At 41.3% G+C, this 11,650-nt stretch carries 13 protein-coding genes and 1 pseudogene; 6 read left to right on the top strand and 8 right to left on the bottom strand.

The genetic code is table 11. The features are described 5' to 3' along the window. Positions 1-13: 13 nt before the first annotated feature. Positions 14-676 carry a YcnI family copper-binding membrane protein gene (locus NYE65_RS15060; protein WP_340861163.1) on the top strand — a complete coding sequence of 221 codons (663 nt, stop codon included), beginning with the start codon at positions 14-16 and terminating at the stop codon, positions 674-676. 51 nt (positions 677-727) lie between these two features. Here NYE65_RS15060 and NYE65_RS15055 read toward each other — a convergent pair whose 3' ends face one another. From NYE65_RS15055 to NYE65_RS15035, 5 genes and pseudogenes are all read right to left on the bottom strand, one after another. Continuing rightward, entirely contained in the window at positions 728-1,726 is a 999-nt protein-coding gene (locus NYE65_RS15055) for a S8 family peptidase (RefSeq protein WP_340861162.1), read from the bottom strand. Positions 1,727-2,050: 324 nt separating this feature from the next. Beyond that, a pseudogene (locus NYE65_RS27265) lies at positions 2,051-2,128 on the bottom strand (SEC-C metal-binding domain-containing protein); the annotation flags it as partial. Between the two features lie 625 nt (positions 2,129-2,753). After that, positions 2,754-3,323, bottom strand: a complete 570-nt coding sequence (locus NYE65_RS15045; RefSeq protein ID WP_328176728.1) for a nitroreductase family protein — start codon at positions 3,321-3,323, stop codon at positions 2,754-2,756. Positions 3,324-3,334: 11 nt separating this feature from the next. Continuing rightward, entirely contained in the window at positions 3,335-4,507 is a 1,173-nt protein-coding gene (locus NYE65_RS15040; protein ID WP_340861161.1) for a toxic anion resistance protein, read from the bottom strand. Further along, on the bottom strand, positions 4,504-5,160 hold the full coding sequence (locus NYE65_RS15035; RefSeq protein WP_328176730.1) for a 5-bromo-4-chloroindolyl phosphate hydrolysis family protein: 657 nt from the start codon (positions 5,158-5,160) through the stop codon (positions 4,504-4,506). Before NYE65_RS15035 ends, NYE65_RS15040 begins: the two co-directional genes overlap by 4 nt. 354 nt (positions 5,161-5,514) lie before the next feature. Between NYE65_RS15035 and NYE65_RS15030 the strand changes: the two genes are divergently transcribed. Beyond that, on the top strand, positions 5,515-5,847 hold the full coding sequence (locus tag NYE65_RS15030) for a hypothetical protein (protein ID WP_034306570.1): 333 nt from the start codon (positions 5,515-5,517) through the stop codon (positions 5,845-5,847). Positions 5,848-6,391: 544 nt separating this feature from the next. Here NYE65_RS15030 and NYE65_RS15025 read toward each other — a convergent pair. Genes NYE65_RS15025 through NYE65_RS15015 form a run of 3 tightly spaced genes read right to left on the bottom strand, consistent with a single transcriptional unit; the run spans position 6,392 to position 8,343 of the window. Then, positions 6,392-6,619 carry a hypothetical protein gene (locus tag NYE65_RS15025; RefSeq protein WP_340861160.1) on the bottom strand — a complete coding sequence of 76 codons (228 nt, stop codon included), beginning with the start codon at positions 6,617-6,619 and terminating at the stop codon, positions 6,392-6,394. A gap of 45 nt (positions 6,620-6,664) precedes the next feature. Beyond that, positions 6,665-7,942 carry an ammonium transporter gene (locus tag NYE65_RS15020; protein ID WP_340861159.1) on the bottom strand — a complete coding sequence of 426 codons (1,278 nt, stop codon included), beginning with the start codon at positions 7,940-7,942 and terminating at the stop codon, positions 6,665-6,667. Beyond that, positions 7,939-8,343 carry a hypothetical protein gene (locus tag NYE65_RS15015; protein ID WP_340861158.1) on the bottom strand — a complete coding sequence of 135 codons (405 nt, stop codon included), beginning with the start codon at positions 8,341-8,343 and terminating at the stop codon, positions 7,939-7,941. The genes NYE65_RS15020 and NYE65_RS15015 overlap by 4 nt, the downstream gene beginning before the upstream one ends. A gap of 274 nt (positions 8,344-8,617) precedes the next feature. Between NYE65_RS15015 and NYE65_RS15010 the strand changes: the two genes are divergently transcribed. From NYE65_RS15010 to NYE65_RS14995, 4 genes are all read left to right on the top strand, one after another. Further along, positions 8,618-8,821 carry a DUF1657 domain-containing protein gene (locus NYE65_RS15010; protein ID WP_057278507.1) on the top strand — a complete coding sequence of 68 codons (204 nt, stop codon included), beginning with the start codon at positions 8,618-8,620 and terminating at the stop codon, positions 8,819-8,821. Positions 8,822-9,334: 513 nt separating this feature from the next. Next, positions 9,335-10,354, top strand: a complete 1,020-nt coding sequence (spoVAD, locus tag NYE65_RS15005; RefSeq protein ID WP_063577515.1) for a stage V sporulation protein AD — start codon at positions 9,335-9,337, stop codon at positions 10,352-10,354. Between the two features lie 204 nt (positions 10,355-10,558). Continuing rightward, complete coding sequence (locus NYE65_RS15000; RefSeq protein ID WP_057278504.1) at positions 10,559-10,765, top strand: DUF1657 domain-containing protein; 207 nt, start codon at positions 10,559-10,561, stop codon at positions 10,763-10,765. Between the two features lie 24 nt (positions 10,766-10,789). Beyond that, positions 10,790-11,650, top strand: a complete 861-nt coding sequence (locus NYE65_RS14995; protein WP_268590917.1) for a DUF421 domain-containing protein — start codon at positions 10,790-10,792, stop codon at positions 11,648-11,650.

Genomic DNA, 11,650 nt, shown 5'->3' with positions numbered 1-11,650 from the left:
GGGATTTATAAAAATGAAAAACATTTCAAAGCTACTTATTTTTACATTTGCTGCATTATTCATTTTTTCCGGTTCAGCATATGCTCACGTTACGGTCAAGCCTAGTTCATCTGCACCTGAGGCGTGGGAAACTTATACAATTAAAGTACCCGTAGAAAAAGAAACTGCCACTACAAAGGTGACTTTAAAAGTACCTGAAGGGGTTACTTTTGAAAGCTATCAGCCTATACCGGGATGGAAAGTAACGACAGAAGGTGACAAAGATGGGCATGTAAAAACGGTAACTTGGGCAGCAACTGACAAAGGAATAGCTGCTGGACAATTCCAGCAATTCTCTTTCGTAGCACAAAATCCTAAAGAAGAAACGAAAGTTGCCTGGGATGCATTTCAATATTACGAAGATGGTGAAATTGTTGAATGGAGCGGTGAAGAAGGCTCAGACCTACCGCATTCTGTAACGGAAATCACGGTTGCACCCAAGGCTGATGCTGAACCTGCGGACCATGGTCACGAAGATGAAGCTGACACTAATGATTCCACGACACCTGACAATTCAAAGGAGGCAGCAACAACAGAAGGTGATGGCAACCAAACGCTGATCATTACCCTGGCTGTCATATCATTAATTCTTTCCATTGTAGCCCTTTTTGCAGCTCTAAGGAAAAATAAAAAATAAAATAATCATTATGGAAGGTGCCCCAAAAATTTCTTGGGGCACCTTTTTTCTCTAATATTCCATGACCACCGATTTACTCGGTAACTTTAGATTTTCTGATTCTATCGTAATCTTAATCGATTTTTCAGCTCTTTGTTCCGTAATCGTTAAGTTAAGCAGTCCATTTCCCTGCGCTTTTTTGCTTATTCCCAGATCTTCCGTACTTTTCACCAGCTGTGCATATAATTCCGCTTCAGTTAAATTGCGCTCAAATTCTTTTTCAGCAATCACTTTCAAGAGAGCTGCCGCACCGCTTACATGAGGCGTAGCCATTGACGTTCCGCTCAACCTGGCATATTTATTTCCTGGATACGTAGAGAGAATATCAACCCCTGGCGCCACCAAGTCAATTTCATCATTCGTATTTGAAAAATCCGCTAAATTTCTGCTTAAATCCACAGCCCCCACTTCCACTACCTCGGGATATGCTCCTGGATAATCCAATTCATCCGTTTCATGACGCCCATCACCGCTATTTCCTGCTGCACAAACAACAAGGATATCGTTCTGAAGGGCCTTTTGAATGAGTTTGTGTTCAGTCTCATCGGGAGGTCCGCCAAGTGAAAGTGAAATAACCGAAACCTTTTCTTCATTTGGCCCCCGCCAATTGATGGCATACTCTAGAGCACCATTAATCCAATCAATGTCGCCTTGTCCTTGACCATTTAGGGCCTTTAACGCTAATATGCTTGCTTTCGGAGCCACTCCCACTACACCAGCATTATTAATGGCAGCAACAACCGTACCGCTAACATGTGTCCCATGTCCGTTATCATCTTGATAATCCCCGGTATTGGTAAAATTCTTCCCGCCAATGATTCTTTCCTTGAGGTCTGGATGTCCTTTGTCTATGCCTGTATCAATGACGGCAACTACCACGCCCTCACCATAACTGCTTTTTTCCCAAATTGCCGGTGCTTTCACAAGCTCGACACCCTCAGGAATCTTCTCTTTCACCGTTTCCATCACTTCAAGAACTTTGTAAGGTATTAATCTTTTTTCTCTTGTCATTTGATTACCCCTTCCTTCGTTCAATAAGTTAAACTGCCATCAGTGTAGGGATTTTCATCCCGTCTGGTTGCCGTCTACCGTTGAAAGAGATGAGATCAAAAAACTCTTCTCTCTTATATATACCAGATTTATGAAAATAAAAAAGAAGTTTTCGGAAAATTCCGTCTAAATAACTAGTTTTTATTTCTTTTTGTGTTATTATCTGGTACTCTCATTATAGAACAAATGTTCGTTTTATGCTACACTTTTTTTTCATTTTTTTCCCAAGCACGCACTTTTCCAATAAAAAAGAAGCGACTCCGAATCGAGTCAGCTTCCAAGATGTTAAGCTGCACCGCAGCATTTTTTGTATTTTTTCCCGCTTCCGCAAGGACAAGGCTCATTTCTGCCAATGACCGGTTCTGCATGAACATGCGGCATTTTAGCTGCCTTTGCACTTTCCGTGATAATTTGCGTGCCTTTTTCCTTCATTTGCTGATACCGCTGTTTAAATAACTCCATTACATCTTTACTGTACTTCAGCGTATCTTCCGCGATATCCATCGCCTTTTGCTTTGAAATATTATAATCCTCCAGGACGAATTGATTATCCCCGAAAGAAACCCTCACTCCAAAATGCTGTCCCGCCTGTTTATTGCCTTTAAGCTCCTCAACGAATTCAAGGTATACTTCCTGGCAATCACAAGTCTGATGCATGCAGTAATAATCATATATCCAATACGATTTATCTTCGTATTTACTTTTTAAAGCAATGCCATCCTCAACGCCAAATACATCCAAATATTTTATCGCTTTTCCATCGAGTATCTCAAATGGATCAATCGTTCTCATCTATAGACACATCCTAATTCATCAAAATTTATTCTTCCTTTGTATTGTACAACCTAATTCACCAATCGTCACTTGAAATGAAGCCTGCCAAAGCCAAATCCTTTTCAGTAAAATCATAATTAAAGAAGCCTTATTGAAGGCAATAAAAAAAGCTGCATCAGTGTCTATAAACTGATGCAGCCCCTAATCCTAATCCTCATCCGATCCATGTGGTCAATTCGTCAATCGGTGTTTTCTTAGCAGGTTTCGGCTCCATGTCAGGATAACCCAAGTATATGAAAGCCAATACCTCTCCCTTAGAGGATAAATTGAAAAATTCACGGACTTTGTCATGATAAGTTATTTTCCCCGTTCTCCATACTGCTCCCAAACCTAGAGAATGTGCTGCAAGAAGCATATTTTGGATGGCACTGTTCACAGCCGCATATTCTTCTGCGACGAGGACATTATTCTTATCACTAGGCTCTATGCCCACCGCGATGATGACTGGAGCCCTTAATGGATTCTTTTTTTGCCTTTCGAGCTTGCTGATTAAACTTTCAGGGGTATCATCAGCATTTTCGATTCTTGTTATTTCTTCGAATACCTGCCCAAGTTTATTTCTTCCTTCCCCTGTCAAAACAAAAAAACGCCAAGGCTCCGTCCGATGGTGATTAGGTGCATATGTTCCGGCTTCAATGATTTGCTCGATTATTTCTTTAGGAACCGGATCTTGCTTAACGATTCCAATGCTTCTTCTCGTTTTTATAGCCTCGATAGTCTCCATGTTATCTCCCCTTATCCCTTTATCTCTAAAAGTTTCTGTTTCAGTTCATTTTCCATTGACGCCAGTTCCTGTTCAGCTTGACGGCGTTTATGCCTGCCTTCTTCTTGAATCCGCATGGTCTCCTCAAGCGTGGATATCAAGTTAGCTTGAGTTTTCTTTAATGTTTCAATATCGACAAGTCCGCGCTCATTTTCTTTTGCGGTTTCAATGGTATTCGTTTTCAGCATCTCGGAGTTCTTCAATAATAAGTCATTTGTAGTCTTGGAAACCTGTTTTTGGGCTTCTACAGCATGCCTTTGCCTGATTAGGGTCAGTGCAATCGCAACCTGGTTTTTCCAAAGTGGGATGGCTGTCATGATCGAAGATTGGATTTTTTCGACTAGTGCCTGATTCGTGTTTTGGATCAGCCTGATCTGCGGTGCGCTTTGAATCGTGATTTCACGGCTCAACTTCAAATCATGAAGCCTTTTATCCAACCGTTCAGCAAATTGCAGCATATCATTTACTTCTTGAAACTTCATTTGATCATTACTTGATTCAGCGGACTTCCTTAGCTCCGGAATCGTTTTCTCATGGATTTCTTCGAGTTTGATTTCCCCAGCTGCAATATAGACATTCAATGCCTGGAAATATTCCTTATTCGTTTCATATAGCTTTTCGAGAATTACGATATCCGATAACAGGATATTCTTGCTCCGTTCGAGTTTTACGCTGATTCGGTCGATTTGGGCACCGGTTTTTTGATACTTGGATAGCACCTCCTGTACAGATCCCGAGAGCTTCCCGAACATACGCGCAAAAAATGAGGGCTTATCCGGTTTTAACTCATCCGGGCTGAGTTCGTTTAACTTTTTCATTAAATCATTGATAATGCTCCCCACTTCACCCACATCTTTTTTCTGGACATGCTCAAGCATGGAATTAGAAAAGGTCAGGAGCTTTGATTGGGCGGGTGTACCATAGGATATCATTGCCTGATGATTCGTTGGGTCGATTTGTTCGGCAAGCTGATAAGCTTTGGCCCTGTTCTCTTCAGGAATGACATCAATCAGTTTAACCGGTTTCGCTTCCTGGGAAGATACTTTCTCAAGCTCCTGCACCCCATCAAATGGATTGGCTAAAAGGTCATCGATCAAACTGGCGTTATTCGTTTTATTCAACAGGTTTGGATCATTGTTATTCATTTTAACCTCCTGCTTTCATCAATTACTTGTGACTCTTTTCTAGTTTTAATGGATTGCTTAGCAACATCCAATTCGAAGTTAAGGTCATCGATATCATCGGCAATCACTTTATATAAATCCTTTTCTATCGTATTAGTAAGTTCCTTTAAAGTTTTACGAGTCTCCGTTAAGGAAAGTTCAAGTTCCCTATTCTTTTTTGGCTGCTGGGCTAGAAAAACATATTTCTCCGCAAGCTCCATGGCAGAATCCAGATGCGAGTAATAAAACTGTTCCGCTTGATAAAACCGCTTCGGTTCTTTTTTTGTCAGACTGTATATTTTCCTGATCATTTTAATCATCTCTTTCCTCTGTTTAAAAGAAGAGATATGCCTGACCGAGATTAGTGCTTTTTGCACCCTCCATATCTTCGGTTTTGCTTCAATTAAATTTTTCTTTATATATTGATATTCTTTTCTCGTCAATTCATGTTTTTTGAGGTATCTTGATGAAAAATATACGGAACTCAGCCAGTATGCAAGTACCCCTCCTGCTAAAGATATGACAACGGACAGGGCAAACGGTTGATTCAATACGAAATAGCTAATCATCCAAACCGGCAAAACCATTGGAAATGCAATCAATATTGGAACAATATCAGCAACAAATCGATTCATTATCATTACACTCCTGACTTACACTCTTTTCTTTATATACGGATTATCCTTGAAATTGGTTTCAAGATGAAAAAAAGAATTTCTCCTACCCTAAACGATATATGAACCGGATGGTTTCTGCAAATTTATTGAAATTTTTTCTGTGAATTCCCTCTTCTTCCCATTCATATGGGCTAACGCCTAGTCACTTCACCGGAACTGACATAAGTTATAGGGTATCCATCCTGATTTTAAAAAGGAGAGTTGACCATGAATTCATACGGATTTTATCCTTATCCACAACAAAACGGAAATCATCAGTACTTTGAACCAAATTTTAACCCATACTTCCAACAGCCTGAACGATTTGATTATATGCCACAGCAAGATTGGAACTTTCAGCAGGTACAAGAAAATCCATATAGCCAGGTGCCAGACCAATTCGATATTGAAAGGCAGCCTCAACAACTTGAAAGAAGAATCCGGGAACTTGAGCGTCAAAACGAGCGTCAAACGAGGGAACTCAATCGGCAGAACCAAGAAATCACGCGGATAAATCGTGAAGTGAACCGCATTAACCAGGAAATCACCAGGCTAAGTCAAGCGGACCAGCGACATACGAATAGGTTAAACAGACTGAATCAAAGACTTCGGGCCGTGGAAAGAAACCTTAACATCCCCTTCACCGCAACAGATGATGGTTTTTAATGAAGGAAATAGCAGGGGCTCATTGTGAGCTCCCGCTTTTTGCTTTGAGATTTAATCAAACGATTGATTAATCTTTAAAGGTTCACCAAACCCTTGTCCAGGGTTACAAAGCTTTATGATTTTCACTATTTGTCATATACACAATTGTTTTCGCCGCCTTAAATATGAATCCTGCTACTTGCTTTAAAAAAGTAGTTACACAATACTGATCTGCAGAATAAAAAATAGGAATCTGCCATATTCCCGCAGAATTCATCAAGTTATTTATAAGAAAATGGCTATTTTCACATACTTTGTTGCTATTTACCAAGTAGTGAGGTGTGGTTGATTTCCCCTCCAGATGCTCGCTTTCCGCGGGGCGGGCGGTGAGCCTCCTCGGCGTAAACGCCTGTGGGTTCTCACCTGTCCCGCTGCTCCCGCAGGAGTCTCGCACTTCCGCTCCAATCAACCTTAGATAGTTTCGTTTTAAAAACAACAACCTTTACGAAAAGAGCCAAGAAAATAAAAGAGCGGGAGTCATATTTACACTCCTGCTCTTTCTAATTTACAACATGATCCGTTTCAACTTTTCATTTCTAGATCCCTGTTCCTCCTGGGTAGACAAGTCATACTTCTTCAATAGATGAAAAAGTTCATTCAATGTTTCCTGCGAATTCCCTTTTTCAAGATATCGATCTAATGTTTGACTCAATTGTGTTGGTAAAAATGCCTTTTGGCTCTCAAATTTCAGCCTGACATCTTGCTGCGAATGATTAAGATTGCATACACCCATTTAAAAATTCACCTCTCACTTGATTTTACCATTGTATTATAGACATTACCTTGTCAATTCTTCATCCTGCTTATAGTATTCCTCTACCTTGATGAATTCCGGCGAGGTATGTGTGGCCATGATGCCATGATAACTGATATCCAACCCAAGTTCTTCTTCTTCTTCAGTCGATCTTATCGGCAGCCAAACATTAATAACTTTAAAAACAATCCAAGTCACTGAAAAGCCCCAGATGCATAACACCACTAATCCTAATATTTGAACTCCGAGCAAATGCCATCCCCCGCCGGCAAACAATCCGTTTTCAGTGGAGAAAAGCCCTACCGCTAGCGTCCCCCACATTCCTGATGCCGCATGAACAGGAAAGGCACCGACCGGATCATCGATTTTCCGGGCTTCCAACCAATTTGTCGCAGCTAACATCAACATTCCAGAAACTGCTCCAATCAGCAACGCCGCCAGATCACTAACGAATGCACATCCAGCTGTAATCCCGACAAGACCAGCAAGTGAGCCATTGATGACGGAAGGTGCATCCGAGCGTCCATATCTAAACAGTGTATAAAGCAGGGTAACCGCTCCCCCTGATGCCGCTGAGAGCATCGTGACAATGGCAATATGTCCAATTCGGACATCTGTAGCTTGCAAGGTGCTTCCTGCATTAAATCCAAACCAGCCAAACCATAAAAGGAATGCCCCGACAGATGCCAAGGGGAGATTACTCGGCAGCGAAATGGAGCTGGTCCCCCTTGAAGTGAATTTACCTGCTCTCGGCCCGATGACAATGGCAGCCGCAAGTGCTGAAAAACCGCCTAGTGCATGAATGACAGCAGACCCTGCGAAGTCCTGCATGCCCATCCTACTTAACCATCCGCCACCCCATACCCAGTGACCGGCAATCGGATAGATGAATGCTGTCATCATTACGACAAAAATGAGATACGCCCGAAAATTGATCCTTTCCGCAACTGCACCCGAAACGATGGAAATGACGGCGATGACGAATGCCCCTTGAAATAACCAATATGCATCCATGGAAATCGTAAGGTCGATGTGCGACAAATCACCTTTAAGCAGAAAGCCACTTGCCCCGATGATTCCAAATACATCCTTTCCATACATTAAGCCAAAACCAACGACGAAATAGCAAAGCGTTCCGATCGTAATATCGGCAAAAACCTTCATGATGATGTTCACATTATTTTTCGTACGGACGAACCCTGCCTCCAATAAGGCAAACCCGCCCTCCATCAATAGTATCATGGCTGCTGTAAGAACCACCCAAATCGTATCCAGGCCAGCGTTTAACGTTTCTAGAGTCATCTCGGCGTTCCCTCCGCTTTCTGCCAGGCCATTATTTCTTTAATGATGTCTGATGGTAAATTCATTTCCCTTTTTTTCGGTTCAGCCTCAAGTAAACCGATCACCTCATTTAATAAAGCGACCCGCTGTTTTATTTTCTCGATTTGTTTATATCTATCTTTCACATTAACCAAATGTTCAACCGCCTGGTGATGACTTGGGGCACGCCCTGTAAAAAAACGTTTAAATGGTGACAGGGATTGATACCAAGCTTCCTCAGCTCGTCGTTTTTGCTCATATTTATGAATTTTACCTTTGATCGATTCAATTTCCGACTCCTGTTTGCTTTTGTGGAATAGCAGTCCTTTTATCACTTCTTCAGATGGAATTTCAATAACAACCCTACTATATAAATCGTCCATAATATAAATGTCATATCACCTCACGTAACAACGTTATGTTTTTTACAATTATATTTAAAATTCTGAATTCGGTCAATGATTAAACAATAAAAACGAGTCGCACAACGAAAAAGGAGGATTAAAACAATGAATTCTGCCTGTTTCCATTCCATTAATCAAACGTTTGATTAATGGAAGAAGCTAAGTGATTTCAATCATGGATATATTTAGAAGGTATGTATATTCATTTTTTCCTCACTCTAATAAGGCAGTTAAAAACTAGGAGGGTTCATATATGACAGTTATAAACGATGTCAAAACAACTATAGCAGGGTTAAAAAGCGCTCAAGCGAGCTTTGAAACCTTCGCCCTTTCAACAGATAATGAGCAAGCCAAACAATTGTACCAACAAGCTGCCCAACAAACACAAACGATCGTCGACAGCATCACTCCTCGCATAGAAGAGATTCAAAACGAGGAACCTCAATACAAACAATGATCATTCTTATAAAAAAGGTTGGTTAAAGCAACCAGCCTTTTTTATATCTTTCCATAACCAAGAATAAAATTTTCATTCCTTTTTCTATATCAAAAAATAATGTAGAACAAAATCTTTAAGCCAATCCCAAACTTCAAAGGGTTACATACCTGACTTGAACTGCGGATAAAAGAGCTGTAATTCTTAAATTATGATCGACTACAACTTAAGAATCATCGTAGAAGATCGTTTTGAGAATTACGATTGTCCTGGACTTCAGAAAGACTTTTAACGCCGAATGATGTGATACAAGGATGTTAAATGATAAAAAGTAAAAGCTGACTGCTTTATCTCCGGATTTTGTTTGATCGAATTGGCCGCTTTGTTACTTTCAGGTTGCGGTGACCGTTGAACACCGAGCCAAAGGTTTCCTTTAGGTAATGGCTGTACTATATTCAAATCGGCCAAAGGGTTTTTATGTTATTCCTTTGTTTAATCATACTGACAATACTCATACAATGGGGTGGTTTAATAATGCTTACGGGGCATCGCACATGGGTGTTTGATCAAAAGCCTGTCATCGTCTCCACAGGAACCGTTGGCGGTCCATTTGAAGCAGACGGTTTGCTTGCGGATGATTTCGATCTTCTCCATTCCGATTTATGGATCAACCAAGATACCTATGAAAAAGCACATAAAGTCTTATTGGAGGAAGCGAGTACAAAAGCAATCGAGAAGGCGGGTCTACAAAAGGAACAGATACAATTTTTCCTAGGAGGCGACCTAATCAATCAAATAACCCCTACCAGTTTTGCCTGTCGAACACTAGGAACACCTTATCTCGGCTTATTTGGCGCCTGCTCCACCTCCATGGAGGGACTGGCTCTTGGTGCATACCTTGTCAACACCAAAGGGGCAGAGTACTTATTGACAGGAGCATCAAGCCATAACGCTGCAGTGGAAAAGCAATTTCGCTATCCAACGGAATACGGAGGGCAAAAACCTCCGACAGCCCAATGGACCGTTACTGGGGCAGGAGTGGCTTTATTAAGCAGTGCCGGGGAAGGCCCAAGGGTCACTTCAGCTACGATAGGCCGTGTCATCGACATGGGATTGACCGATCCTTTCAATATGGGAGGTGCCATGGCTCCGGCCGCTGTAGATACGATTGAAGCACATCTCAGAGAAAGAAACCTCGACCCATCCTATTATGATTTGATAGTGACTGGGGATTTAGGAAAGATTGGACATGAAGTTTCTTTGGCAATATTTAAAAAACATGGCACGCCGATTAAAGAAGAGCAATATAAAGATTGCGGTTTAATGATATACAGGGATGGTCAACCAGTCCTGGCCGGGGCAAGTGGCCCTGGATGCTCCGCAACCGTCGTTTATGGTCATTTATTAAATCGCATGAAAAAAGGAGAAATTAAACGATTGCTCGTCGTGGCTACCGGTGCCTTGCTATCTCCCCTATCCTTTCAACAAAGTGAGACGATTCCATGCATCGCCCATGCCGTATCGATTGAATATGACGGAGAAGCACAAAATTAAGGGTTGATGTTTGAACATACACCTGCTCATATTGGATGAATATTCTTGGCTGCGGAGATTGTTTCTGTAGCGTTAGCGGATGTGGAAAAGAATCGATTGATCGGTTGTTGCCGCTGGCATGCTGGAAGCAACCAGTGCCTGGATAACAGCCGCTCATGGTTCCGAGTCATTATTATAGACCTAAAAAGATAAGGAGGTTGCTGCATGACGATAGCTTCCAATGTCAAACAATGTGTCTCCAGCCTAAAAGGAATTGAAGCAGGCTTATCCAGCTTAGCACTCAGGACTCAAGATGATGAATCTAAACGGATTTTGCACGAAACGATGCTGGTGGTTAATGAAGTTAGGAAGGATGTACAGAAGCGCGTGGGCGAGTTAGAACGGGAAGAACCACAATATAAAGGTTTTTAATGATCAAGCAGGAGGTGATTGGTAATGCCGGGTTGGTTAGAAATTGTTTTGCGTTCATTTTTCTTTTTAATTGTTCTTTTTTTAATCACTAAAGTGTTAGGAAAAAAACAATTGTCCCAGCTCTCCTTTTTTGAATATGTAACGGGCATAACCATCGGTAATGTTGGGGCAGAATTAGCTACAAAAGTGGAGGGCAATATTATACATGGCGTCCTGTCCATTCTTGTTTTTGCCATAGCACCTTTCATTGCAGGATTAATATCCTTAAAAAGTAAAACATTCCGTGATCTTGTGGAAGGAAAAGCATCGGTTTTCATCAAAGATGGGAAAGTCATGGAAGATAATTTAAAAAAAGAGAAATATACCATCGATGAATTGCTGGGATTGCTCCGAAAAAAGGATGTCTTTGATATTTCTGAAGTTGAGTTTGCCTTATTGGAAGCCAATGGGGATTTTTCCGTAATGTTAAAGAAGCAAAATCAACCTGTAACACCTAAGGACCTTAACATGCCAGTGGCTGCAGTAAAGGAGCCACAAACCATAATCATGGATGGCCGTATACTTGATGAACCACTCTCCACGATTGGTCTGAACCGAAATTGGCTTCTTACTGAACTGGATAAGTTGGGGGTAATCCTAGATAATGTTTTTCTTGGTCAGGCCAATTCTAATGGAGAATTAACCGTGGACCTTTTTGATGATAAACTTAAAGTTCCTTCTCCTCAAGAAAAACCTCTTTTGCTCGCGACCTTGAAGAAATGCCAAGCGGACTTGGAGTTATTTGCACTTGGAACTGAATCAAAAGAAGCTAAAGAGATGTTTAGCAAAAATAGCGAGAAGCTGCAAAAGGCAATAGATAACGTAATCCATATCTTAAGGAACTGA

It is taken from the genome of Peribacillus sp. FSL R5-0717, assembly GCF_038002945.1.
In the GTDB taxonomy this organism is placed as follows: Bacteria; Bacillota; Bacilli; order Bacillales; family DSM-1321; genus Peribacillus; species Peribacillus frigoritolerans.
Note: the sequence above shows the minus strand (reverse complement) of the source record. Positions and strands in the feature narration are given on the sequence as shown.

Bases quoted from the DNA above. Each gene is read 5' to 3' on its own strand.
- NYE65_RS15060 (WP_340861163.1), top strand. From the start codon at position 14: ATGAAAAACATTTCAAAGCTACTTATTTTTACATTTGCTGCATTATTC.
- NYE65_RS15055 (WP_340861162.1), bottom strand. From the start codon at position 1,726: ATGACAAGAGAAAAAAGATTAATACCTTACAAAGTTCTTGAAGTGATG.
- NYE65_RS15045 (WP_328176728.1), bottom strand. From the start codon at position 3,323: ATGGAGACTATCGAGGCTATAAAAACGAGAAGAAGCATTGGAATCGTT.
- NYE65_RS15040 (WP_340861161.1), bottom strand. From the start codon at position 4,507: ATGAATAACAATGATCCAAACCTGTTGAATAAAACGAATAACGCCAGT.
- NYE65_RS15035 (WP_328176730.1), bottom strand. From the start codon at position 5,160: ATGAATCGATTTGTTGCTGATATTGTTCCAATATTGATTGCATTTCCA.
- NYE65_RS15030 (WP_034306570.1), top strand. From the start codon at position 5,515: ATGCCACAGCAAGATTGGAACTTTCAGCAGGTACAAGAAAATCCATAT.
- NYE65_RS15025 (WP_340861160.1), bottom strand. From the start codon at position 6,619: ATGGGTGTATGCAATCTTAATCATTCGCAGCAAGATGTCAGGCTGAAA.
- NYE65_RS15020 (WP_340861159.1), bottom strand. From the start codon at position 7,942: ATGACTCTAGAAACGTTAAACGCTGGCCTGGATACGATTTGGGTGGTT.
- NYE65_RS15015 (WP_340861158.1), bottom strand. From the start codon at position 8,343: ATGGACGATTTATATAGTAGGGTTGTTATTGAAATTCCATCTGAAGAA.
- NYE65_RS15010 (WP_057278507.1), top strand. From the start codon at position 8,618: ATGACAGTTATAAACGATGTCAAAACAACTATAGCAGGGTTAAAAAGC.
- spoVAD (WP_063577515.1), top strand. From the start codon at position 9,335: ATGCTTACGGGGCATCGCACATGGGTGTTTGATCAAAAGCCTGTCATC.
- NYE65_RS15000 (WP_057278504.1), top strand. From the start codon at position 10,559: ATGACGATAGCTTCCAATGTCAAACAATGTGTCTCCAGCCTAAAAGGA.
- NYE65_RS14995 (WP_268590917.1), top strand. From the start codon at position 10,790: ATGCCGGGTTGGTTAGAAATTGTTTTGCGTTCATTTTTCTTTTTAATT.